Here is a 25,301-nt window from a genome sequence, read left to right on the forward strand (position 1 = left end):
CCGACCCGTTGTCAGTGCCGGGGTGCACGATGGGAGGCATGACCGGATCCGCGCTCGACGCGTTCTCGTCCGCGACCCGCAGTTGGTTCGCCGGGGCTTTCAGCGCGCCCACCGCGGCGCAGGAGGGCGCCTGGCGGGCCATCGGCGAGGGCAGCGACGTCCTGGTCGTCGCGCCGACCGGTTCGGGCAAGACACTGGCCGCTTTCCTCGCCTCACTGGACAAGCTGGCGGCCGAGCCGCCGCCCGCCGACGCGAAGAAGCGCTGCCGCGTGCTGTACGTGTCCCCGCTCAAGGCGCTCGCGGTCGACGTCGAGCGCAATCTCCGCTCGCCGCTGACCGGCATCCGTCAGGAGTCGGTCCGCCTGGGCCTGCCGGAGCCGGAGGTGCGGGTCGGCATCCGGTCCGGAGACACCCCGCCCGCCGAGCGGCGCTCCATGGTGACCAGGCCGCCGGACATCCTGATCACCACGCCCGAGTCGCTGTTCCTGATGCTGACGTCCTCCGCCCGGGACGCGCTGGCCGGCGTCGAGACGGTGATCCTCGACGAGGTGCACGCGGTCGCCGGCACGAAGCGCGGCGCCCATCTCGCCCTGTCGCTGGAGCGTCTCGACGAGCTGCTGCCTCGTCCCGCCCGGCGCATCGGCCTGTCCGCGACGGTCCGGCCGGTCGACGAGGTGGCCCGCTTCCTGTCGCCGCAGCGCAAGGTGGAGATCGTCCAGCCCCGGTCCACCAAGGAGTTCGACCTCTCGGTCGTCGTCCCGGTCGAGGATCTGGGCGAGCTGGGCGGCTCGCCCGCCACGGACGGCGACTCCGGCCAGGCGGACAAGCCCTCGATCTGGCCGCATGTCGAGGAGCGCATCGCGGATCTCGTGCAGTCGCACCGCTCGACCATCGTCTTCGCCAACTCACGGCGGCTGGCGGAGCGCCTGTGCAACCGGCTGAACGAGATCGCGTACGAGCGGGCGACCGGCACCGCGTTCGACCCCGACGACCCGGCCCCCGCACTCCCGGAGGCGCACGCCCCCGCCGAGATCATGGCCCAGTCCGGCGCGGGCAGGGGCGCTCCGGCCCTGCTGGCCCGCGCCCACCACGGCTCGGTCTCCAAGGAGCAGCGGGCCCAGGTCGAGGAGGACCTCAAAGCGGGCCGGCTGCCCGCCGTGGTGGCCACCTCCAGCCTGGAGCTGGGCATCGACATGGGCGCGGTCGACCTGGTGATCCAGGTGGAGTCCCCGCCCTCCGTCGCCTCCGGCCTCCAGCGGGTGGGCCGGGCCGGACACCAGGTGGGCGCGGTCTCCACCGGGGTGGTCTTCCCGAAGTACCGCGGCGATCTGGTGCAGGCCGCCGTCGTCACCGAGCGGATGCGCGCAGGGGCCATCGAGGCGCTGCGCGTCCCGTCCAATCCGCTGGACGTCCTGGCGCAGCAGCTGGTCGCCATGGTGGCCCTGGACAGCTGGCAGGCCGACGACCTGCTGTCCCTGGTCCGGCGGGCCGCCCCGTTCGCCTCGCTCCCCGAGTCGGCGTTCACCTCGGTGCTCGACATGCTCGCCGGACGCTATCCCTCCGACGCCTTCGCCGAGCTGCGCCCCCGGGTCGTGTGGGACCGCGTCGGGGGCACGGTCACGGGCCGCCCCGGCGCGCAGCGGCTCGCCGTCACCTCGGGCGGCACCATTCCCGACCGGGGGCTCTTCGGGGTCTTCCTCGCCGGGGCCGACCCGAAGAAGGGCGGCGGCCGGGTCGGCGAGCTCGACGAGGAGATGGTCTACGAGTCCCGCGTCGGCGACGTCTTCACCCTGGGCACCACGTCCTGGCGGATCGAGGACATCACCCGGGACCGGGTCCTCGTCTCGCCCGCTCCGGGCGTTCCGGGCCGGCTGCCGTTCTGGAAGGGCGACCAGCTGGGCCGCCCCCTGGAGCTCGGGCGTGCCCTGGGAGCGTTCCTCCGCGAGATCGGCGGCCTGTCCGAGGAGGACGCCCGGCTGCGCCTGCTGGCCGCCGGGCTCGACGCCTGGGCGGCGGACAACATCCTCGCCTATCTGGACGAGCAGCGCCGGGCCTGCGGCCACGTCCCGGACGACCGGACGATCCTGGTCGAGCGGTTCCGGGACGAGCTGGGCGACTGGCGGGTCGTCGTGCACTCCCCCTTCGGCGCCCAGGTGCACGCCCCTTGGGCGCTCGCGCTCTCCGCCCGCCTCGGTGAGCGCTACGGGATGGACGCCCAGGTCATGCACGCCGACGACGGGATCGTGCTGCGGCTGCCCGACGCGGACATGATGGGCCTGGACCTGCTCGATTTCGACGCCCCGGAGGCCGCGGGTGCCCCGGACACCGGCGACGGCGGGCCCGCGCCGGGAGCCGTGGCGTACGACAGCGACCAGCCCCCGGTGGCGGCCGCCGACGTCGTCTTCGACCAGGGCGAGGTCCAGCAGATCGTCACCGACCAGGTGGGCGGATCGGCCCTGTTCGCCGCCCGGTTCCGGGAGTGCGCCGCGCGCGCCCTGCTGCTGCCCCGGCGCTCCCCCGGCAAGCGCACCCCGCTCTGGCAGCAGCGCCAGCGGGCCTCCCAGCTGCTCCAGGTCGCCTCGGAGTTCGGCTCGTTCCCGATCGTTCTGGAGGCCGTCCGCGAATGCCTCCAGGACGTGTTCGACGTCCCCGGGCTCACGGAACTGATGGGCGACCTGGAGGCGCGCCGGGTCCGGCTGGTCGAGGTGACCACCCAGGAGCCCTCGCCGTTCGCCCGCTCGCTCCTCTTCGGTTACGTGGCGCAGTTCCTGTACGAGGGCGACTCACCGCTCGCCGAACGGCGCGCCGCCGCTCTCTCCCTGGACTCCCGTCTCCTCGCCGAGCTGCTGGGCCAGGCGGAGCTGCGCGAACTGCTCGACCCCGAGGTCCTCACCGAGCTGGAGCGGGAGCTGCAGTGGCTCACCGAGGACCGGCGGATCAAGGACGTCGAGGGGGTCGCCGACCTCCTGCGGGTCCTCGGCCCCCTCACCGACGCCGAGCTGGCCGAGCGCGGCGCCGAGCCCGCTTGGGCGCCGGAGCTGGCGTCGGCCCGCCGGGCGATCCAGGTCCGGATCGCCGGGGCCGATCACTGGGCGGCGATCGAGGACGCCGGCCGGCTGCGTGACGCCCTGGGCACCGCGCTCCCGGTCGGCGTTCCCGAGGCGTTCACCGAGCCGGTGAAGGACCCGCTCGGCGACCTCCTCGCCCGCTTCGCGCGGACGCACGGCCCGTTCACCGCCACCAGGGCCGCCGAGCGCTTCGGGCTCGGCACCGCCGTCACCGACGGGGCTCTGCAACGGCTGTCGGCCTCCGGCAGGACCGTCCAGGGCGAATTCCACCCGGCGGGCATCGGCCAGGAATGGTGCGACGCCACGGTGCTGCGCCGACTCCGCAGGCGTTCGCTGGCGGCGCTCCGCCAGGAGCTGGAGCCGGTGCCGCCCGCGGCCCTCGCCTCCTTCCTCCCCCAGTGGCAGCACTTCGGCTCCAACGGCCTGCGGGGCATCGACGGGCTGGCCCGCGCCGTCGAGCAGCTCCAGGGCGCGCCCGTTCCCGCGTCGGCGCTGGAGAAGCTGATTCTGCCGAGCCGGGTCATGGGCTACGCCCCGGCGATGCTCGACGAGCTGACGACCACGGGCGAGGTCGTCTGGGCGGGCGCGGGCGCCCTGCCCGGCAAGGACGGCTGGGTCTCCCTCTACCTCGCCGACAGCGCGCCGCTCCTCCTGCCTCCTCCGCACCCGCTGGAGCTGTCGGCGCTCCACGAGTCCGTGCTCACCACACTCTCCGGCGGGTACGGCCTCTTCTTCCGCCAGATCGCCGACCAGGTCCGGGCCACCACCCACCCGGACTGCACGGACCAGCAGCTGGCCGACGCCCTGTGGGACCTGGCCTGGTCCGGGCGGCTCACCAACGACACCCTGGCCCCGCTGCGTTCGCTCCTGGGCTCGGGGCGGACGGCGGGCTCCACGGCTCACCGCTCCCGGCGAAGCGTCCCGCGCGGGCGCTACGGCTCGCTCACCGCCGCCGCCCGTCCGGCGTCCCGGACCGGCCCGCCGACCGTATCGGGCCGCTGGTCCCTGCTGCCCCCGGTCGAACCGCAACCGACCCACCGCGCCCACGCCCTGGCCCGTACCCTCCTCGACCGGCACGGCGTGGTGACCCGCGGCGCGGTGCAGGCCGAAGGGGTGGAGGGCGGCTTCTCCGCTACGTACCGCGTCCTGGCCGCCTTCGAGGACAACGGGCAGGCGCGGCGCGGCTATGTGGTCGAGGGGCTCGGGGCCGCCCAGTTCGCGATGGACGGTGCGGTGGACCGCCTGCGGGCGGCCTCCACCGCCCGCGACCGGCGGGATCCGGACTCCGCGCCCCAGGCTCTGGTGCTGGCCGCGGCCGACCCGGCCAACGCGTACGGCGCCGCCCTGCCGTGGCCCGAGTCCCCGGACGGCGCCGGACACAAGCCGGGCCGCAAGGCGGGGGCGCTGGTGGTCCTCGTCGACGGCGAGCTGACGCTCTACATGGAACGGGGCGGGAAGACCCTCCTGGCCTGGCCCTCCGACCCCGAGTCCCCGGCCCTGCGGGCGGCAGCCGAAGCCCTGGCCGCCTCGGCGCGCGCCGGCGCCCTGGGCACGGTGACGGTGGAGCGGACGAACGGCGTCTCCTCCCTCACCTCGCCCCTGGGCCGGACGCTGGAGTCCGCCGGGTTCCTCGCCACCCCGAGGGGCCTGCGCCTGCGCGCCTGATCCGAGGGGCCTCCGATCCGAGGGGCCACCAGGCCCGCCCGGGCCCGACCCGACCCCGGCATCCCGGCGAGCACCACCCGCCATCCCGACGAACGCCACCCGCTGGGCGCGCCACCCGCCCCGGCGGCGGGCCCGGACCGGTGCACGAACGCCCCGGCCCACCCATCATGGAGGCATGCCCGAAGGAGACACCGTCCTCCAGACCGCCGCCCGGCTGCACAAGGCACTGGCCGGACGGGTGCTGACCCGCTCGGACCTGCGCGTCCCCCGTTTCGCCACCGCCGACCTCTCCGGCCGGACCGTCCTGGACGTCACCGCGCGCGGCAAGCACCTGCTGACCCGCGTCGAGGGCGGCCTGACCCTGCACAGCCACCTCCGGATGGACGGCGCCTGGCGGGTGTACGCCCCGGACGAACGCTGGCGGGGCGGCCCGGGGCACCAGATCCGCGCGGTCCTCGCCAACGCGGAGCACACCGCGGTCGGCTACCGCCTCCCGGTGCTGGAGCTGCTGCGCACCAGCGAGGAGGACCGGGCCGTGGGCCATCTGGGCCCTGATCTGCTGGGCCCCGACTGGGACCCCGGCCTGGCCCTGGACCGACTGCTCGCCGCACCGGAGCGTCCCCTCGGCGAGGCACTCCTGGACCAGCGCAATCTGGCGGGCATCGGCAACGTCTACAAGTGCGAGCTGTGCTTCCTGGCCCGCGTCACCCCGTGGCTCCCCGTGGGCGCCCTCCCCGACGGCACGCTCCCCCGGCTCGTCACATTGGCCGAGCGTCTGCTGCACGCCAACCGCGACCGCCCCACCCGCACCACGACGATCACCTCCGAACTCCGCACCTCGCCGTCGCCCGGACCGGTGGCGGAATCCGGGGCCGGAGTCGGAGCCGAGCGCCCGCGGGCCCCGGCCGCGGCCCGCCCGGCCCGGCCACCCGTTCGCGTACAGGAGCGGCTGTACGTCTACGGGCGGGCCCGGCGCCCCTGTCTGCGCTGCGGAACCCCGATCCGTCTCACCGACCAGGACGACCGCCCTACCTACTGGTGCCCCGGCTGCCAATCAGGACCGACCTCCTAGTTGACGCTCCGTCAGACCCGGCCGTACGGTCCCGTCATGCCACTCTGCGCGTACGACCTCACGGGCCGCGCCGCGTTCGTCACCGGCGCGGCGAGCGGCATCGGGCGGGCGAGCGCCCTGCTGCTCGCGGAGGCCGGAGCCGCGGTGCACTGCGCGGACCGCGACGAGACGGGGCTGCGCCGGACGTACGACCTGATCACCGACGCGGGCGGCAGCGCCCGGACCCATTCCCTCGACGTCACCGACCGCGATCAGGTCCGTGCGGCCGTCGGCGCGGCCGGGCATCTCGACGTCCTGGTCGCCTCGGCCGGGATCATGCACACCAGCAGCGTGCTGGAGACGGCGGACGAGGACCTGGACCGGGTGCTGGCCGTCAATTTCAAGGGAGTGCTGTACGCCTGCCAGGAAGTGGCCCGCTCCATGACGGCCCGCTCCGCCCCCGGCTCGCTGATCACGTTGGCATCCGGCGCCGTGGACTCCGCGAGCGCGGGCCTGCTCTGCTACAGCGTCGCGAAGGCCGCCGTGGTACAGCTCACCAAGACGCTCGCCACGGAGCTGGGGCCTCACGCCATACGGGTGAACGCCGTCGCGCCCGGCTGGATCCGTACGCCCATGACCGACCGGCACGATGCCTCGGGCCAGCACCGGGCGGAGGCGACGATGGCCCGAATCTCCCCGCTGGGCCGGGTCGGCGAACCGGAGGACGTCGCACATACCGTGCTGCACCTGGCCTCGGACGCCTCGGCCTTCATGACCGGTCAGATCCTCCGGCCGAACGGCGGCGTCGCCATGCCCTGGTAGACCGCCGCCGCGTCGACGAAAGCAACGAGCCCGACGGCCCGAGCAGCCCCGAACGCCTCGACCTCCCTGAACGCCCCGACGTGCTCACCGGCACGACCGACGCGACATGGACCGGCAACAGGCTCAGCCCCCAGCCCCCCGCCGCCACCGCCCCTTCCACCAGCCCCGCCTGGTCCGGGCGCAGCACCAGCCGGAGCACCGCCCACCACCACAGCCCGCCGAGAACCAGCGCCGGCACCCATCGCCGTATCATCGCTGCCTCCCGCGGCCGACGTCCTTTCCGGCAGTTTCCCCTGGCAGCGGCCGTGGTGCATCCAGAACGCCCGGCCGAGGGGGTCACCCGCACAGGAGTGCCCCCGCCGAAACGGCGGGGGCACTTGAAGGACCTGGGGCAGAGGCTGAAGCCTCAGGACTACTTGTCGTCGTCCCGGCGGAGGGAGTCCTTCACGCCCTTGGCGCGGTCGCCGACTCCGCCGGCCGCGTCCTTGGCTCCGCCCTTGGCCTGATCGGCCTTGCCCTCGGCCTCCTTGCGGCGGTCGCCGGTCAGCTTGCCGACCGCCTCCTTGCCCTTGCCCTTCATCTTGTCCATGGCTCCGTCACTCATGATGTCGCTCCTTCTGTTCGGGATGTATTGCGGGTCGTCGGCCGGGCGCCGGTTCAGGCACTCTCGGCCTGGAACATCCAGGCGTGCTTCTCGAGCTCCGCCGTCAGGGCGATCAGCAGGTCCTGGGTGATCGGATCCGGCTCGTCGGTCGCCCCGATGCGCTCCCGCATCCGGCCGATGACCACGCCCAGCGCGTCCACCAGGATCCGCACGGCGTCGGTGTCCTTGATCCAGCCCTCGGGCACGGACGCGATGGCGGTCTCCTTGGCGACCGTGCCGGACCGCCCGTCCGGATTGACTCCGACGGCGGAGGCGCGCTCGGCGACCGTGTCGGAGTGCTGCCGGGCCGTGACGACGACGTCGTCGAGCTGAAGGTGCACGGAGCGGAAGCGTGGACCGACCACGTTCCAATGGACCTGCTTGGCCACCAGGGAGAGGTCGACGAGGTCGACCAGAGCGCCTTGCAGCGCCGTTCCCACGACCTTGAGGTCGCTCTCGGACAACGTGCTCTTGACCACAGACATATCCGCTGCTCCCATCCGTCGGCCTCTTCACTGACCGTCTCAGTGCATCACCCACGATGGCACATATTAATCAAAACGGTCATGTGGGCCTTGTCCTCCGTCTGCCCACCGACCGACGGCTCACACATGCCTCACACGGACGGCACAGACGGGGGTCGGCCCGTCACACGCGGAAGTCCCGGCCGACCCCCGTAGGGGCCGACCGGGACTCCGGTCGAGCAACTGCGCCGCGTGGATCAGGCGGCGACGACGTCCACCGCTTCCGCGGGCGCCTTGATGGTCACCCGGCCCGACGGCACACCTGCGACCGACGAGACGGAGACGGAGTTGAGCATGGGACGAACCGGTACTGGGACCGGATCACTGGCAGCTGCCGACTCGGCCAGCTCAGCGAGCGAGAGCTCGTCGCTCACTTCACGCATGAGCTCGGACATCCGTACCTCAAGCGCGTCGCAAATCGCGGAGAGCAGCTCGGAGGATGCCTCCTTCTGCCCCCGCTCCACCTCGGAGAGATAACCGAGCGAGACCCGGGCGGACGAGGAGACTTCGCGCAGAGTACGGCCTTGGCGCTGGCGCTGCCGACGCAGCACGTCACCCAGCAGGCGACGGAGCAGAATCATCGGTGGCTCCCTCCTCGGACCGCGTAGCCGCATCCTTCACGCCCTACCGTACCGCCTTGTGCTGCGGCCGTGCGGGGAGCGATGTCGTGTTCACTCAGGGCTGCAAACATCCATTCCCCCCGTTCTGTTCCGTATCCTGTGCCCGCGCATTTTCACCGAGTTCGCCTGCGAGCAGTTCGAGGGCCCTTCGGACACTCTCCGTACGGATCTCCGCCCGCTCACCATTCAACCGCAGAGCCGTCACTTTCTCGATGCCGGAGGGGCCGGCCACGGCGACGTAGACCGTGCCGACCTGCTGTCCGTCCTGTGGTTCGGGCCCCGCGACGCCCGTGGTGGAGACGCCCCAGTCCGCGCCGAGCACCCGGCGCACGCCGGCCGCCATCTGCCGCGCGACCTCGGGGTCCACGGCTCCGCGTTCCGCCAGCAGGCCCCCGTCGACGCCCAGGACGTCCCGCTTCAGAGGGGTGGCGTATGCCGTCACCGATCCGAGGAAGGATCGGGAGGCGCCGGGTATGGAGGTCAGGTCTGCGGCTACCAGGCCGCCCGTCAGGGATTCGGCGACGGCGAGCGTCTCGCCCCGCGCTCCGAGAAGCCGGAGCACCCGGGCAGCGGCTGTCACCGCTCGGCCTCCGCGGCGTCGCGCGCCTCGGCGGCGGCGCGGTGGTCCACCGCGCCTGCCACGGGTCCGGCCGGTCCTGCTGCCGCGCCGGCGTCGGCCGGGGTGCCGACGGTGGCCTGGAGCGCCTCCGTGGCCGCGGCGGCCCGCTCGGCCGCGCTGACGCGCTCGGCGGCGAGGCCCCGGCGGCGCAGCACGAGGGCCTGGCGTACGTAATCGAGTCCGGTGACGACCGTCAGCACGACGGCGACCATCATCACCCAGAAACGCAAGGTCGCCAGGGGCCCGGTGAGCACCAGGACATACATCCCGGCCGCTGTCCCCTGCGCGAGCGTCTTCAGCTTGCCGCCTCTGCTGGCCGGGATCACCGCGTGCCGGATGACCCAGAACCGCATCAGCGTGATGCCCAGCTCACGGGCGAGGATGACTCCGGTGATCCACCACGGCAGATCGCCCAGGATGGACAGCGAGACCAGCGCCGCGCCCATGATCGCCTTGTCGGCGATCGGGTCGGCGATCTTCCCGAAGTCGGTGACCAGGTTGTACGCCCGCGCCAGATGGCCGTCGAACAGGTCGGTGATCATCGCGACGGCGAAGGCCGCCCAGGCGAACGCGCGCCAGACCGGGTCGTATCCGCCGTCGTGGAACAGCAGCAGGACGAACCCGGGCACGAGCAGCAACCGCACCATGGTCAGGATGTTGGCGATGTTCCACAGGCTGGCCTGGTTGACGGCCGCAGTGCCCAGCTTGCCGCCGCGGACCGGCTTCGCGCCGGAGCCGCCTGCCGCGGATGCCGGGACTCCGGTCATCTGGCTACCTCCGCAAGCTCGTGGTGTTCGGCCACCAGGTCGACGCCCTCGGTGCCCACTGCCTTTGCCTCGACCATACGGCCCGGCACGAGTCCCTCGCGTGTGGTGAAGACCACGTGGCCATCGGTTTCGGGAGCCTGGTGCGCCGCGCGCCCGATCGCGACCTCGCCGTCCTCCTCCGACTCCACGGACTCCACCAGCACCTGGAGGGTCTCACCGACGCGCTCCTCGGCCCGCTGCGAGGTCAGCTCCTCGGCCAGCTGCGAGATGTGGGCGAGGCGCTCCGCGATGGTGTCGGCGTCGAGCTTGTTCTCGTAGCCGACCGCCTCGGTGCCCTCCTCGTCCGAGTATCCGAAGACGCCGATCGCGTCGAGACGGGCGCCGGTGAGGAAGCGTTCCAGCTCGGCGAGGTCCGCCTCGGTCTCGCCGGGGAAGCCGACGATGAAGTTGGAGCGGGCGCCGGCCTGGGGGGCCTTGCTCCGGATGGTGTCCAGGAGCTCCAGGAAGCGGTCCGTGTCGCCGAAGCGGCGCATCGCGCGCAGCACGCCGGGGGCGGAGTGCTGGAAGGAGAGGTCGAAGTACGGGGCGACCTTCGGCGTCGAGGTGAGCACGTCGATGAGGCCCGGGCGCATCTCGGCGGGCTGGAGGTAGCTGACCCGGATCCGCTCGATGCCGTCCACGTCGGCCAGCTCGGGCAGCAGGGTCTCCAGGAGGCGGATGTCGCCGAGGTCCTTGCCGTAGGAGGTGTTGTTCTCGGAGACGAGCATGACCTCCTTGACGCCCTGTTCGGCCAGCCAGCGGGTCTCCTGGAGCACGTCCGAGGGGCGCCGCGAGATGAACGAGCCGCGGAAGGAGGGGATGGCGCAGAAGGAGCAGCGGCGGTCGCAGCCGGAGGCGAGCTTCACCGAGGCGACGGGGCTGGTGCCGAGCCTGCGGCGCAGCGGCGCCCGCGGCCCGGAGACCGGTGCGACCCCCTCGGGGAGGTCCTCGGGCGCGGGGGCGGGAGTCTCCTGGGCGTGGCCGGGCAGCGCCACGGCGGCGTCCTGCCGCTCGGCGGGGCTGATCGGCAGCAGCTTGCGGCGGTCGCGCGGGGTGTGCGAGGCGTGGATGCCGCCGTTGAGGATGGTCTGGAGCCGGTCGGAGATGTCGGCGTAGTCGTCGAATCCGAGGACGCCGTCCGCCTCCGGCAGGGCCTCGGCGAGGTCCTTGCCGTAGCGCTCGGCCATGCAGCCGACGGCGACGACGGCCTGGGTGCGGCCGTGATCCTTCAGATCGTTGGCTTCGAGCAGGGCGTCGACGGAGTCCTTCTTGGCGGCTTCGACGAACCCACAGGTGTTGACGACTGCGACATCCGCGTCGGAGGCATCCTCGACGAGGTCCCAGCCGTCCGCTGCCAAGCGGCCTGCAAGCTCCTCCGAGTCCACCTCGTTACGGGCGCATCCAAGAGTGACAAGGGCGACGGTACGGCGTTCGGGCATGGACTCAAGACTACTTTGTTCCGGCGGCCCCCCTGCCGTGCAGGGTTGCCTGCCCTCACCGCCGCCCGTTCCCCGCTACGGGGAGTAACACCCTCCGGGGCGGGGAACGCCGACGGGCGCCCGGCGCGATGCCGGACGCCCGTCGGGACGTGCGCGGAAGCGGAGGACGGCGGATCAGCCGGCCTCGGGGTCGCCCTTGGTGTAGGAAAGCCGTTCGACCTGGCCCGGACCGAAGCGGTCCTCGACCTGCTTCCCGTTGACGAAGAGCTCGATCGCCCCGGCGTCGCCGAGGACGAGGTCGATGCGCTCCTTGTCCTGGAAGGTCTTGGACTCGCCCTGGAGCAGCAGCCCGTCGAAGAGCAGCCGTCCGTTGTGGTCCTTGGCCGAGATCCAGCTCTTGCCGCGGTCGGCGCTGAGCTTGACGGTCACCTTGTCCCGGGGGGCGGCGGCGATGGCGCTCTCGGAGGGCACGGGCTCGGGGTCGGAGGGCTTGGTGGCGGTGGGTTTGGCCGCGGTCTTGTCGGGCTTGGAGCCCTCCGCGATCTGCGCGGTGTTCGAGGGCTCGCCCTCGCCGCTGAAGAGTGTGAAGCCGACGAATCCGATGACGGCGACGATGGCCGCGACCATGGCCGCGGTCCAGTTCGGCCGCCGCGGTTCCGAGCGGATGCGTTCCGCCTCGAACAGCGGAGCCGCGGGGGTCGGTGCGGGACGGCCGCCGTGATCGGCGTCGTACTCCTCGACCAGCGGTTCCGGATCGATGCCGACGGCACGGGCGAGCGTGCGGATGTGGCCACGGGCGTAGACGTCGCCGCCGCAGCGGGAGAAGTCGTCCTGCTCGATCGCGTGCACGATGGGGATGCGCACCCGGGTGGAGCTGCTGACTTCCTCGACCGTCAGAGCCGCGGCGATACGAGCCTGCTGAAGGGCACGACCGATCGAAGGCCGGTCGTCTTCGGGGGAGTTGCCGATGGACACGGGGGCGCCTTTCGAGCGTGAGCCACCTGCTGGATGTTCAGTCTAGGGGGGGTACGAAAGGGAGGGGCAACCGGGAGGGACGACTTTGTACGCCATCGGGTTCGCCGGACGGCCCCGCCGCCGACTCCAGCGCGGAGCGGGGACGGAGCACGGCCCCGATCGAGGACTGGGCAACCTGTAGTGGGCCGAACGGGGTGGGAGTACGGGTGAGGTGACGACGGAGCGAGCTTCGGGGAGGAGCACGGTTCCGTCCTTCCCTTCAACTGGACGTACGACCGTACGAAACGGTTGCCCACAAAACCTTTACGGAGCGGATTCCCCGCGGATGACGGCCAACACCCCGTCGAGCTCGTCGGGTTTCACCATGACGTCGCGCGCCTTGGATCCCTCGCTGGGTCCGACGATGTTGCGAGACTCCATCAGGTCCATCAGCCGGCCCGCCTTCGCGAAGCCGACCCGGAGCTTGCGCTGGAGCATCGAGGTCGATCCGAACTGGGTGGAGACGACCAGTTCGGCCGCCTGGCAGAGCAGGTCCAGGTCGTCGCCGATGTCCTCGTCGATCTCCTTCTTCTGTTTCGTTCCCACCACGACGTCGTCCCGGAAGACCGGGGCCATCTGGTCCTTGCAGTGCTGGACGACGGCGGCGACCTCGTCCTCGGTGACGAACGCTCCCTGCATACGAGTGGGTTTGTTGGCACCCATCGGGAGGAAGAGCCCGTCGCCCTTGCCGATGAGCTTCTCGGCGCCGGGCTGGTCGAGGATGACCCGGCTGTCGGCGAGCGAGGAGGTGGCGAAGGCGAGCCGGGAGGGCACGTTGGCCTTGATCAGGCCGGTCACCACGTCGACCGAGGGCCGCTGGGTGGCGAGCACCAGGTGGATGCCGGCCGCGCGGGCCAGCTGGGTGATGCGGACGATCGAGTCCTCGACGTCGCGCGGGGCCACCATCATCAGGTCGGCCAGCTCGTCGACGATCACCAGCAGGTACGGGTACGGGGACAGCTCCCGCTCGCTGCCCTCGGGCGCCTTGCACTTGCCGTTGCGCACCGCGTGGTTGAAGTCGTCGATGTGCCGGTAGCCGAAGTTGGCGAGGTCGTCGTAGCGCAGGTCCATCTCCCGCACGACCCACTGGAGCGCCTCGGCGGCCTTCTTCGGGTTGGTGATGATCGGGGTGATGAGGTGGGGGATGCCCTCGTAGGCGGTCAGCTCGACGCGCTTGGGGTCGACGAGGACCATCCGCACGTCGTCCGGGGTGGCCCGCACCATGATCGAGGTGATCAGGCAGTTGATGCAGGAGGACTTGCCGGAGCCGGTGGCGCCCGCGACCAGGACGTGCGGCATCTTGGCGAGGTTGGCCATCTCGTAGCCGCCCTCGACGTTCTTGCCGAGCGCCACGAGCATCGGGTGGTCGTCCTCGGCCGCGTCCGCGAGGCGCAGCACGTCACCGAGGTTGACCATCTCGCGGTCGGAGTTGGGGATCTCGATGCCGACGGCGGACTTGCCCGGGATCGGCGAGATGATCCGTACGTCCGGGCTGGCCACGGCGTACGCGATGTTCTTGGCCAGCGCGGTGATCTTCTCGACCTTCACGGCGGGGCCGAGCTCGATCTCGTAGCGGGTGACGGTCGGGCCCCGGGTGAATCCGGTGACCGCGGCGTCGACCTTGAACTCGGTGAAGACGTTGGTCAGCGAGGCGACGACCACGTCGTTGGCGGCGCTGCGGGTCTTGCCCGGTCCGCCGCGCTCCAGCAGGTCGAGCGAGGGCAGCGAGTACGTGATGTCGCCGGACAGCTGGAGCTGCTCGGCGCGGGCGGGCAGTCCCTCGGAACGCTCCGGCGCGGGCTTCGTCAGGTCGGGAACGGCGCCGGACCGGCCCGAGGCCTCATCGGCGCCGGGGGAGCGGTCCGACCGGCGCCCGGCCCCGGCCTTCCCCGCGCCGTCCCGCTCGGCCTCCCGGGCCCCGGGCACGGGCGTCCCGGTGCGCTCCCGGTCCGCGGAGACGCCCTGGGTCAGGTCGGCGACGATCGGCGAGGGCGGCATGCCGTTGAGCACCGCCCCGTCGAGCGCGGCGGCAGCGGCCGCGGCGACGTCCACCGCGTCCAGCGGCCGGTTCATCGCGGGCTGCGCGGAGGGCCTGCGGGGCCTCCTGCGCTTGCTGAGCGCCTCGGACTCGGCCTCGTCGTGGTCGTGGACCGGGTCCGCGTCCGTGCGCCGCACGCCACGCCGACGAGTCCGCTCGGGCAGCGCCTCGCGCCACTGTTCGTCGTAGCGCTCGTCGTCGTCCTCGTACTCCTCGCCGGTCCCGGGCGCCGGTTCCACGATGCCGAGGCGGACGCCGAGCTGACGCAGCCGCTGCGGAATGGCGTTGACCGGGGTGGCGGTGACGACGAGGAGCCCGAACACGGTCAGCAGCACCAGCAGCGGTACGGCGAGCACCTCGCCCATCATGAAGATCAGCGGCTTGGAGGTGGCCCAGCCGATCAGCCCGCCCGCGTCCTGCATCGCCTCGGTGCCCGCGTCCCGGCCCGGTGAACCGCAGGCGATGTGGACCTGGCCGAGGACTCCGATGACCAGGGCGGAGAGTCCGATGACGATACGGCCGTTGGCATCGGGCCGCTCCGGATACAGGATCAGCCGCACCGCCATCGCGCCCAGCAGTATCGGCGCGAGCAGGTCGAGCCGGCCGAAGGCCCCGGTCACCAGCATCTCGACGAGGTCGCCGACCGGTCCCTGGAGATTGGACCAGGTGCCCGCGGCGACGATCAGCGCCAGGCCGAGCAGCAGCAGTGCGAGCCCGTCCTTGCGGTGGGCGGGGTCAAGTCCCTTGGCTCCACGCCCTATCGAGCGGAACAGCGCGCCGACGCCGTGCGCCGCCCCGAGCCAGACCGCCCGCACCAGCCGGTAGACGCCTCCGGTGGGTGACGGTGCCGGTTTGGGCGCGGGCTTCCTGGCCGCCGCCTTCTTCGCGGGAACCTTCTTCGCGGGAGCAGCCGACTTCTTGGGCGCGGTCTTCTTGGCGGGCGCGGCTTTCTTCGCCGGACCCGAGGTACGGCCGACGCGCTTCGCGGTGCCCGCCGTGCCCTGGGAACCCTTGCCGGACGTACGTGAGGCCATGATGCCGAGGTTACCGCTGTCGTCGCCCGTGAACACGTTCGCCTACTGGTTCACCCGACCGTGTCGCCTTCGCGGGGCCCGGAACTGACGTCGCCTCACGGCGGCGTCCGGCACGCGTCGAGCCGGAGGGATCGCAATCGTCAGCTCTGTACGGGCAGTACGCCCGTACCCCCGCCGGTGCCCGGCTCCAGTGCGTCGAGCGCGCGGCGCAGGCCGGTCAGCTTGCGTTCGAGGTGGGCGGCGGTGGCCACCGCCGCGGCGTCCGCGGATTCGTCGTCGAGCTGCTTGGAGAGCGCTTCCGCCTGCTCCTCGACCGCCGCGAGCCGCGCGGAGAGTTCGGCCAGCAGACCGGCCGGCTCCTTCTCGTGCTCACCGCCCGCGTGGCCGTCGCCCTCCAACTGGAGTCGCAGGAGCGCGGCCTGCTCGCGGAGCTTGCAGTTCTTCATGTACAGCTCGACGAAGACCGAGACCTTGGCCCGCAGGACCCACGGGTCGAACGGCTTCGAGATGTAGTCCACCGCACCGGCCGCGTAGCCGCGGAAGGTGTGGTGCGGACCATGGTTGATCGCGGTGAGGAAGATGATCGGGATGTCCCGGGTCCGCTCCCGCCGCTTGATGTGCGCGGCTGTCTCGAACCCGTCCATGCCCGGCATCTGGACATCCAGCAGAATAACCGCGAAGTCGTCCGTGAGCAGCGCTTTGAGCGCCTCCTCCCCTGACGATGCCCGGACCAGTGTCTGATCGAGCGCAGAGAGGATGGCCTCCAGCGCCAGCAGATTCTCCGGCCGGTCATCGACCAGGAGGATCTTGGCCTTCTGCACCATGGCCCGTCCTCCTCGCCCCGGAAATGCACCGGGTGCCGCCCCAGGGGACGACTCCCTTACGCCGTCCGTCCTTGTGCCGGTCATGGTAGCCGCACCCCGCCCGTCACCACACCCTGTCACCGCGATGTCACCGTGCACATACCGCAAACGCGGTGGGAGACCAGAAGGTTCCCCGAATACAGCGCGTTCACACCCGTTCGAGCACAGTCGGTCAACAACTGACACTCATTCGTTCCATTTCCCATCACTCTCCGTGCATCCACTGCTCCATCACCGCTAGCAAGTGATCAGGGTCGACCGGCTTCGTCACATAGTCGGAAGCGCCGCAGTCGATGGCCTTTTCCCGGTCGCCCTTCATCGCCTTCGCGGTGAGCGCGACGATCGGCAGCCCGGCGAACTGCGGCATCCGACGGATCGCGGTCGTCGTCGCGTAACCGTCCATCTCGGGCATCATGATGTCCATCAGTACGACCGTCACATCGTCGTGCTGCTCCAGGACTTCGATGCCCTCACGGCCGTTCTCCGCGTACAGCACCGCCAGTCCGTGCTGTTCCAGCACGCTGGTGAGCGCGAAGACGTTACGGATGTCGTCGTCGACGATGAGGACCTTCTCACCGCGGAAGCGGAACGTCCGCCGGGGCTCCCTCTCCTCCGCCGCCGCCTGGCCCTGAAGCTGGGTCTCGGCCTGACTGCCCTGCGCCTGCACCCACTCCTCCTGCTGCGGGGAGCTCTCGGGCGCGGTCCGGCCGGTCGGCAGCGCGGGCCTGCGGGCCGCGTCCCCCAGGGCCTTGCGCCGCCGCCGGAACATCCCGGCGGAGTTGGCCGGGTCGCCGAACGGAGCCGGCTGACCCTGCGGGGACTGCGGGTGCCCCATCTCGCCCGCGCCGCCCAGCACCTCGGCGGAACCGGAACCCACCGCGGGGTAGCCCTGGGGCGGCAGTTCGGCACGGTGCAGCGGCAGGTACAGGGTGAAGGTGGAACCGCGCCCCGGCTCGCTCGCCGCGTGGATCTCGCCACCGAGCAGCCGCGCGATCTCCCGGCTGATGGAGAGACCGAGGCCGGTACCGCCGTACTTCCGGCTCGTCGTGCCGTCCGCCTGCTTGAACGCCTCGAAGATCACCAGCATCTTGCTGGACGCGATCCCGATCCCGGTGTCGGTGACCGAGAAGGCGATCAGATCGGCGTCCGCGTCCCGCAGCGAACCGGCCTCCAGCAGGTGCTCCCGGATCGCGTTGGGCACATCGGCGCCGGCCGGCCGGATCACCAGCTCCACCGCACCGCCGTCGGTGAACTTCACCGCGTTGGAGAGCAGGTTGCGCAGCACCTGCAGCAGGCGCTGCTCGTCGGTGTGCAGCGTCGCGGGAAGCTCCGGCGACACCCGTACGGAGAAGTCGAGCCCCTTCTCCGCGGTGAGCGGGCGGAAGGTCGCCTCCACGTAGTCGACCAGCTGGACCAGCGCGATCCTGGTCGGGCTGACGTCCATCTTGCCCGCCTCGACCTTCGACAGGTCGAGGATGTCGTTGATCAGCTGGAGCAGGTCGGATCCGGCCCCGTGGATCGTCTCGGCGAACTCCACCTGCTTCGGCGAGAGGTTGCCCTCGGCGTTGTCCGCCAGCAGTTTGGCGAGGATCAGCAGCGAGTTGAGCGGTGTACGCAGCTCGTGCGACATGTTCGCCAGGAACTCGGACTTGTAGCGCATCGAGACCGCGAGCTGCTCGGCACGTTCCTCCAGCACCTGCCGCGCCTCCTCGATCTCGGTGTTCTTCACCTCGATGTCGCGGTTCTGCTGGGCCAGCAGCTCGGCCTTCTCCTCCAGTTCGGCGTTGGACGCCTGGAGGGCCTTCTGCCGGTTCTCCAACTCCTGCGAGCGGTCACGCAGTTGCTCGGTCAACTCCTGCGACTGCTCCAGGAGCTTCTCGGTCTTGGTGTTGACACTGATCGTGTTGACGCTCGTTGCGATCATCTCGGCGAGCTGGTTGAGGAAGTCCCGCTGGATGTGCGTGAACGGCTGGAAGGAGGCCAGTTCGATCACGCCGAGGACCTTGCCCTCGAAGAGCACCGGCAGCACGATCACATGCGCCGGAGGGGCCTCGCCCAGCCCGGAGGAGATCTTCAGATAGCCGGGCGGCACGTTGTCCACCTGGATCGTCCGCTTCTCCTCGGCCGCCGTCCCGATGAGTGTCTCACCGGGACGGAAGGAGGTCGGCATCGAACCCGCAGAGTAGCCGTAACTCCCCCGCATCCGCAGCTCGTACGCGCTGGCCGCACCGTCGTCCGGACCCACCTCGTCCGAGTCGCCCGCGGTCATGGCCAGGAAGAACGCGCCGTGCTGCGCCGAGACCACCGGCGTCAGCTCGCTCATGATCAGCGAGGCCACGTCGTCGAGATCGCGGCGGCCCTGCATCAGACCGGAGATCCGGGCCAGGTTGCCCTTCAGCCAGTCCTGTTCCTTGTTGGCGAGGGTGGTGTCGCGCAGGTTCGCGATCATCGTGTTGATGTTGTCCTGGAGGACCTGGATCTCGCCGGCCGCGTCCACGTCGATCTTCAGGTTCAGATCGCCGCGGGTCACCGCGGTGGCGACGGCCGCGATGGCGCGGACCTGACGGGTCAGGTTCCCGGCCATCTCGTTCACCGACTCGGTGAGGTCGCGCCAGGTGCCGTCGACGTCCCGCACCCGCGCCTGACCGCCCAGCTGCCCCTCGGTGCCCACCTCGCGGGCCACCCGGGTCACCTGCTCCGCGAACGAGGAGAGCTGGTCGACCATCGTGTTGATGGTGTTCTTCAGCTCCTGGATCTCACCGCGCGCGTCGATGTCGATCTTCTTGGTCAGATCGCCCTTGGCGATGGCGGTGGTGACCGTGGCGATCTGCCGCACCTGGCCGGTCAGGTTGGAGGCCATCGAGTTCACGGACTCGGTGAGGTCCTTCCACGTACCGGCGACTCCCGGCACCCGCGCCTGGCCGCCCAGCTCGCCCTCCGTGCCCACCTCGCGGGCCACGCGCGTGACCTCGTCGGCGAACGAGGAAAGCGTCGTCACCATCGTGTTGACGGTGTCGGCCAGCTCCGCGACCTCGCCGCGCGCCTCCACGGTGACCTTCTTCGTCAGATCGCCGTTGGCGACAGCCGAGGAGACCCGGGAGATGTTGCGCACCTGGCTGGTCAGGTTGTTGGCCATCAGGTTGACGTTCTCGCTGAGGTCCTTCCAGATGCCGGTCGCCCCGCGCACCCGCGCCTGACCACCGAGAATGCCCTCGGTACCCACCTCGCGGGCCACGCGCGAGACCTCGTCCGCGAAGTTCAGCAGCTGGTCGACCATCGTGTTGACGGTCGTGACCAGTTCGAGGATCTCGCCCTTGGCGTCGACGGTGATCTTCTTGGAGAGATCGCCCTTGGCGACCGCGGTGGTGACCTCGGCGATGTTGCGGACCTGGAGGGTCAGGTTGTTCGCCATGCCGTTGACGGACTGGGTGAGGTCCTTCCACGTACCGGACACGCCCTGGACCTCGGCCTGACCGCCGAGGATGCCCTCCGTACCCACCTCACGGGCCACCCGCGTCACCTGCTCCGCGAAGTTGGACAGCTGGTCCACCATCGTGTTGAGGGTGTTCTTGAGCTCCAGGATCTCGCCCCGGGCGTCCACGTCGATCTTCTGCGACAGGTCACCGCGCGCCACCGCCGTGGCGACCTGCGCGATGTTGCGGACCTGAGCGGTGAGGTTTCCGGCCATGCCGTTCACCGAATCGGTGAGATCGCGCCACACTCCGGCGACGCCGGGCACCTGCGCCTGACCGCCCAGACGCCCGTCCGTGCCCACCTCGCGGGCGACCCGGGTGACCTGGTCGGCGAAGGCGGAGAGCTGGTCGACCATCGTGTTGATGGTGTTCTTGAGCTCCAGGATCTCGCCCCGGGCGTCCACGTCGATCTTCTGCGACAGATCGCCCCGCGCCACCGCCGTCGTCACCTGCGCGATCTGCCTCACCTGAGAGGTGAGGTTGCCTGCCATGAAGTTGACGGAGTCCGTGAGTTCCTTCCACGTACCCGAGACACCGTCCACACGCGCCTGGCCGCCGAGGCGGCCCTCGGTGCCCACGTCCCGGGCCATCCGCGTCACCTGGTCGGCGAAGCTGGACAGCTGCGCCACCATGGTGTTGACGGTGTTCTTCAGCTCCAGCATCTCCCCGGCCACGTTCACGGTGACCTTCTGCGACAGGTCACCGTTCGCGACCGCCGTGGTGACCTGCGCGATGTCCCGGACCTGACCGGTCAGGTTGCGGAACGCGGTGTTCACCGAGTCGGTGAGGTCCTTCCACGTCCCCGCGGCTCCCGGCACCTCGGCCTGGCCCCCGAGCCGCCCCTCGACACCGACCTCCCGGGCCACGCGGGTCACCTCGGAACCGAACGACTGGAGCTGGTCCACCATCGTGTTGACGGTGTTCTTCAGCTCCAGCATCTCGCCGGCCACGTCGACCGTGACCTTCTGCGACATGTCGCCGCTGGCCACCGCCGTCGTCACCTGCGCGATGTCACGCACCTGGGTCGTCAGGTTCCTGAAGACCGTGTTCACCGAGTCGGTGAGGTCCTTCCAGGTCCCGGCCGCGCCCGGCACCTGCGCCTGACCGCCGAGCAGCCCCTCGCCACCGACCTCGCTCGCCACCCGCGTCACCTCGTCCGCGAAGGTGCGCAGCGTCTCGGTCATCTGGTTGATCGTCTCGGCCAGCTGCGCGACCTCGCCGCGTGCGCTGACCGTGACCTTCTGCGTCAGGTCACCGCTGGCGACCGCCGTCGTCACCTCAGCGATCCCGCGCACCTGGGAGGTGAGGTTGCCCGCCATCGTGTTGACGGAGTCGGTGAGGTCCTTCCACACACCTGCCACGCCCGGCACGGTCGCCTGACCGCCCAGCTCGCCCTCCGTACCCACCTCGCGGGCAACGCGTGTCACCTCCGAGGAGAACGAGGACAGCTGGTCGACCATCGTGTTGACGGTGTTCTTCAACTGGAGCATCTCGCCGGCCACATGGACGGTGACCTTGCGCGACAGATCACCCTTGGCGACCGCAGTCGTCACCAGCGCGATGTCCCGCACCTGGGCCGTCAGCCGGTACGCCATGGTGTTCACGGAGTCCGTGAGGTCCTTCCAGGACCCGGACATCCCGCGCACCTGCGCCTGGCCGCCGAGCTTGCCCTCGGTGCCCACCTCGACGGCGACCCGGGTCACCTGCTCGGTGAAGACCGACAGCTGGTCGACCAGGTTGTTGACCGTACGGGCGACCTTCAGGAACTCGCCGCGCAGCGGCCGGACCGTCTCGTCCGTCGTGTGCGACCGCAGCTCCATCCGCTGCTCCAGATCACCGTCGGCGACCGCCGACAGCACCCGGCCCACTTCGGAGACCGGTCGCGCGAGATCGTCGACGAGTTCGTTGGAGGCGTCGATCGCGGCGGCCCAGGAACCCTCGCAGGCACCCGTCTCCAACCGCTCCGTGAGCTTTCCCTCGCGGCCGACCACGCGCCGTACACGGGCCAGCTCGCCGGTGAGATGGAGGTTCCGGTCGGCGACCTCGTTGAAGACCGCGGAGATCTCCGTCATCACACCGTCGCCGGAGACGGTGAGCCGCCGGCGGAAGTTTCCGTCGCGCATCGCCACGAGTCCCGCCAGCAGTCTGTTCAGAGCTGCCGCGTCGACCTCGACGGTGCCATTGCGCTGCTTTTTCACGGACTGTCCGCCTTTTGTACGCGCCTTCGAACCCCGCGCCGCCACGCCAGACTCCACCGTGTCCCTCCCGCAGGGGTTGACCGTTTCACTCGGGCCTATCAGGAAGCTTGCCCAGTTCCACTTTGGCTCACCGCCACAGCACACCGTCAACGGGCGACCGGGCGGACGTCAAATCGTTGCAACGTACCAGGCAGGGGACGGTCGGCGGGCAACCTGTCCCGGTTGCCCCCCATCCCTTGCACCGGGAGTCCATACTTGTGCGCCCGCGCACCACTGCCGGACCGTCCTGTCCCGAACTCGGCCCTCGTGTAACCGACACCCCTGGCGAACGTCTAGCCTGGCAAGCGAATCGAAGCGGCGATAAACGGGCACAGGACTCGGGGAAGCGACGAGACACCATATGGGGAGTGCTGTGATCACCGCGCGCGCGGCCGCCACCTTCGAACCGGTCGGGCGCTCCGTCGCGACCGCCCGCGCCTTCGTCCGGGACACGCTCCAGGGGTGGGGCTACAACGATGTCGTCGACGACGCCGTCGTCCTCACGAGTGAGCTCGTGACCAACGCCGTCGTGCACGCCGGGACGGCGGCCGACGTGCTGTGCCTGCGCAGCGGGGACGGCGTACGTGTCGAGGTCGCCGACCACTATCCGGAACGCGAGGTCCCGCTCCAGAGCAACGGCCTGGACTTCGGCAGCCCCGACCGCGAGAACGGTCGCGGTCTGCTGCTCTGCGCCGCCCTGGCCTCGCGCTGGGGCGTCGAGTACTCCCCCACCCGCAAGCACGTCTGGTTCCAGCTGGACCTGCCCGACCGGCCCGTGGGCATCCGCTCCGCCGGTCCGCTCCTGCCCACCGCGCTCCTCCCCGTCACCGACCAGCGGGTACGGGTCGCCGTCGTCCAGATCGACAGCACCGGCGCGATCGGCGCGTGGAACGACGACGCCGCGTACGTCTTCGGGCACACCGCGGAACAGGTCACCGGCAAGCAGCTCACCGACTTCGTGGCCTGGCCGCACACCCCGGGGACCAACACCGGCATCGCCGACGCCCTCCGGCTCTCCCGCTGGGAGGGCAGCTACGGAATCCGCGGCGCCGACGGCCGGACCATCGCCGTCTACGCCTCGCACCTGAGGGTCCGCGACACCGACGGCGAACCCTCCACGGTCTGCCTCCTCGTCCGCGACGACGAGCGCGCCGTGCTCCAGTCCCCCGTCCGCGCCCCGGTCTCCGACGCCTCCTCCGACCACCGCACCGCGGACCCGTTCGAGGTGTTCATCGGCTCCCCGGCCCCCGACGACCTCGACGGCCTCCTCCAGCGGACGGTCGAGCGGGCCCGCGACATGCTCGACGCCGACGCGGCCTTCCTCCTGCTCGCCACGGACGACGAGACGGAGCTGGAGGTCCGCGCCACGACGGGCCTCCCCTCGGCCCGCCAGCGCTTCGCCCGGGTCCCCGTCGAGGCCGGTACGGGACGCTACGGCTCCGCCCGGATGCCGGCCGTCCACGAGGACCTCACCGCCGTGCCCGGCGCCGTGCCCCTGCTCACCGACACCGGGATGCGCTCGGTCGTCACGGTCCCGCTGAAGGTCGAGGGCCGCCTCACCGGCTCCCTCGGCGTCGCGGCGGAAGGCGCGGGCCGCTACACCAACGAGGAGGCCCTGCGCCTCCAGTTCGCGGCGGACCGCATCGCGCTGGCCGTGGAGTCCGCCCGCCTCGGCGAGCTGGAACGGCTGCGCCGCGGCTCCCTGTCCTTCCTCGTCGAGGCCTCCGACCTGCTGGCCGGCACGCTCGACCGGGACCAGACCCTGGCGCTCATGGCCCAGATGACGGTCCCGACCCTGGCCACCTGGTGCGCCGTCTACACGATCGCGGACCAGTCCTCCGAGCCGTACCTCTCGTACGTGCTCCACGAGGACGAGGACCTCATCGACGGACTCAAGGCCCTGCTCTCCAAGATCGCCCCGCCGGACCCGGTGCCGACCCCGGGCGCCCGGGTCTGGGCCGCCCCCTCGGAGGCCGGTCACCGTGCCGCGCTGAGCACCTCCACCCGCAGCCTCCAACACGACGCTCCGCTGAGCATGAGCACGGCCACCCGCACCATCCTCGCCACGGCCCAGGCCGTCGGCGGCGAGACGGTGGTCCTCCCGTTGGTCGCGCGCAACCGCGTGATCGGCATGCTGACGCTCGGGAAGCCCTCCGACGACCACTTCCGCCAGGAGATCCTGGAGCTGGCCGAGGATCTCTCCCGCAGGGCCGCCCTGGCCCTCGACAACGCCCGCCTGTACTCGGAGCGCATGGCGATCAGCCAGTCCCTCCAGCGCAGCCTGCTGCCCCCGGGCCTCCCCGACGTGCCGAACGTCGAGATCGAGGTCATCTACCGCGCCGCGGGCGAGGGCAACGAGGTCGGCGGCGACTTCTACGACGTCTTCCCGATCAGCGACGGGGCGTACGGCTTCGCCATCGGCGACGTGTGCGGCACGGGGCCCGAGGCCGCCGCCGTCACGGGCCTCGCCCGCCACGCGCTGCGCCTGCTGGCCCGCGAGGGCTTCGGCGGTCCGGCGGTCCTGGAGCGCCTCAACGCGGCGATCCTCGACGAGGGCGCCCGCAGCCGCTTCCTGACCCTCCTGTACGGCGAGCTGTGGCCGCAGGAGGACGGCAGCGCCCTGCTGAAGGTCGTGTGCGCCGGCCATCCGCTGCCGCTGCGTCTGCGCCAGGACGGCTCCGTCGAGTCCGCCGCGGAACCGCAGCCCCTGCTCGGCGTCATCGAGGACCTCGACCTGTACGAGCAAGAGGTCGTCCTCGACCCGGGCGACGTCCTGCTGTGCGTCACGGACGGCGTCACCGAACGCCGCGAGGGAAGCCGCATGCTGGGCGACGACGGCCTCGCGGACGTCCTGTCGACCTGTACGGGCCTGACGGCCGGAGCGGTCGCCTCCCGCATTCTGCGGGCCGTGGAACGCTTCGCGGCCGAGCCGGCCTCGGACGACATGGCGATCCTGGCCATGCGCGTCCCGGAACCGCCCAGCATCTGACCTTCAACGCGAAAGGCCCCCGCCAGTGGCGGGGGCCTTTCGTTTTCTCTGAGCCCCAATGCGGAATCGAACCGCAGACCTTCTCCTTACCATGGAGACGCTCTACCGACTGAGCTATTGGGGCCTCGTTGCGCTGTGGCAACGAGGTAAACCATACACGGCATCCAGGGATGCTCATAATCCCGGCCGGCCCGGGTCGGCGGCCCTCTGGGCAACCTCGAACGGCCCTCGGGCGCACGGGTCTCGCAGGTCCCACAGGTCTCGCCGGGCCCCACGGTCTCGTGGGTCGCTGATCCGTCCCGGAACGCAGAAAAGCCCCGTGCCACAAGGCACGGGGCTTTCCCGGAAAAATTGTTCGGCGGCGTCCTACTCTCCCACAGGGTCCCCCCTGCAGTA

General features: G+C 71.0%; 15 protein-coding genes and 1 tRNA gene. 4 read left to right on the forward strand and 12 right to left on the reverse strand.

The genetic code is table 11. The features are described from left to right. Window positions 1-38: 38 nt before the first annotated feature. The 3 genes from ACIRJT_RS34800 to ACIRJT_RS34810 all read left to right on the forward strand — a co-directional run bounded on the left by ACIRJT_RS34800 (window position 39) and on the right by ACIRJT_RS34810 (window position 6,606). Window positions 39-4,733 (forward strand): DEAD/DEAH box helicase, encoded by a 4,695-nt coding sequence (locus ACIRJT_RS34800; RefSeq protein WP_403917459.1) that lies wholly within the window; start codon window positions 39-41, stop codon window positions 4,731-4,733. Between the two features lie 175 nt (window positions 4,734-4,908). Further along, the gene (locus ACIRJT_RS34805) at window positions 4,909-5,805 is read left to right on the forward strand and encodes an Fpg/Nei family DNA glycosylase (protein ID WP_403917461.1); all 897 of its coding nucleotides are present in this window, start codon (window positions 4,909-4,911) and stop codon (window positions 5,803-5,805) included. Between the two features lie 36 nt (window positions 5,806-5,841). Further along, on the forward strand, window positions 5,842-6,606 hold the full coding sequence (locus tag ACIRJT_RS34810; protein WP_403917464.1) for an SDR family NAD(P)-dependent oxidoreductase: 765 nt from the start codon (window positions 5,842-5,844) through the stop codon (window positions 6,604-6,606). Here the strand turns inward: ACIRJT_RS34810 and ACIRJT_RS34815 are convergent. The 11 genes from ACIRJT_RS34815 to ACIRJT_RS34865 form a co-directional block, all read right to left on the reverse strand. Then, entirely contained in the window at window positions 6,554-6,859 is a 306-nt protein-coding gene (locus ACIRJT_RS34815) for a hypothetical protein (protein ID WP_403917466.1), read from the reverse strand. The genes ACIRJT_RS34810 and ACIRJT_RS34815 overlap by 53 nt on opposite strands. Window positions 6,860-7,018: 159 nt before the next feature. After that, window positions 7,019-7,210 (reverse strand): CsbD family protein, encoded by a 192-nt coding sequence (locus ACIRJT_RS34820; protein WP_403917469.1) that lies wholly within the window; start codon window positions 7,208-7,210, stop codon window positions 7,019-7,021. 53 nt (window positions 7,211-7,263) lie between these two features. Further along, on the reverse strand, window positions 7,264-7,734 hold the full coding sequence (locus tag ACIRJT_RS34825) for a Dps family protein (RefSeq protein ID WP_403246423.1): 471 nt from the start codon (window positions 7,732-7,734) through the stop codon (window positions 7,264-7,266). Window positions 7,735-7,970: 236 nt separating this feature from the next. Beyond that, on the reverse strand, window positions 7,971-8,354 hold the full coding sequence (locus ACIRJT_RS34830) for a helix-turn-helix domain-containing protein (RefSeq protein ID WP_383263194.1): 384 nt from the start codon (window positions 8,352-8,354) through the stop codon (window positions 7,971-7,973). Window positions 8,355-8,448: 94 nt separating this feature from the next. Next, window positions 8,449-8,973 (reverse strand): CinA family protein, encoded by a 525-nt coding sequence (locus ACIRJT_RS34835; RefSeq protein WP_403917473.1) that lies wholly within the window; start codon window positions 8,971-8,973, stop codon window positions 8,449-8,451. Further along, window positions 8,970-9,779 carry a CDP-diacylglycerol--glycerol-3-phosphate 3-phosphatidyltransferase gene (gene pgsA, locus ACIRJT_RS34840; RefSeq protein ID WP_403917476.1) on the reverse strand — a complete coding sequence of 270 codons (810 nt, stop codon included), beginning with the start codon at window positions 9,777-9,779 and terminating at the stop codon, window positions 8,970-8,972. The genes ACIRJT_RS34835 and pgsA overlap by 4 nt, the downstream gene beginning before the upstream one ends. Next, the gene (gene rimO / locus ACIRJT_RS34845) at window positions 9,776-11,257 is read right to left on the reverse strand and encodes a 30S ribosomal protein S12 methylthiotransferase RimO (protein WP_403917479.1); all 1,482 of its coding nucleotides are present in this window, start codon (window positions 11,255-11,257) and stop codon (window positions 9,776-9,778) included. The genes pgsA and rimO overlap by 4 nt, the downstream gene beginning before the upstream one ends. Before the next feature lie 174 nt (window positions 11,258-11,431). Beyond that, window positions 11,432-12,232 (reverse strand): RodZ domain-containing protein, encoded by an 801-nt coding sequence (locus ACIRJT_RS34850; RefSeq protein WP_403917482.1) that lies wholly within the window; start codon window positions 12,230-12,232, stop codon window positions 11,432-11,434. A gap of 303 nt (window positions 12,233-12,535) precedes the next feature. Continuing rightward, window positions 12,536-15,343, reverse strand: a complete 2,808-nt coding sequence (locus ACIRJT_RS34855) for a DNA translocase FtsK (protein ID WP_403917485.1) — start codon at window positions 15,341-15,343, stop codon at window positions 12,536-12,538. A 140-nt stretch (window positions 15,344-15,483) separates the two neighbouring features. Next, complete coding sequence (locus ACIRJT_RS34860) at window positions 15,484-16,167, reverse strand: response regulator (protein ID WP_364957117.1); 684 nt, start codon at window positions 16,165-16,167, stop codon at window positions 15,484-15,486. A 244-nt stretch (window positions 16,168-16,411) separates the two neighbouring features. Next, entirely contained in the window at window positions 16,412-21,877 is a 5,466-nt protein-coding gene (locus tag ACIRJT_RS34865; protein ID WP_403917489.1) for a HAMP domain-containing protein, read from the reverse strand. A gap of 400 nt (window positions 21,878-22,277) precedes the next feature. Between ACIRJT_RS34865 and ACIRJT_RS34870 the strand changes: the two genes are divergently transcribed. Beyond that, window positions 22,278-24,905: a SpoIIE family protein phosphatase gene (locus ACIRJT_RS34870; protein WP_403917491.1), complete on the forward strand. Its 2,628-nt coding sequence runs from the start codon at window positions 22,278-22,280 to the stop codon at window positions 24,903-24,905. A 51-nt stretch (window positions 24,906-24,956) separates the two neighbouring features. On the opposite strand, the gene ACIRJT_RS34875 is transcribed toward ACIRJT_RS34870, so the two are convergent. Beyond that, window positions 24,957-25,029 (reverse strand) — tRNA-Thr (locus ACIRJT_RS34875). Window positions 25,030-25,301: the final 272 nt, after the last annotated feature.

The sequence above is a fragment of the Streptomyces sp. NPDC102283 genome (assembly GCF_044766265.1).
Taxonomy (GTDB): Bacteria; Actinomycetota; Actinomycetes; order Streptomycetales; family Streptomycetaceae; genus Streptomyces.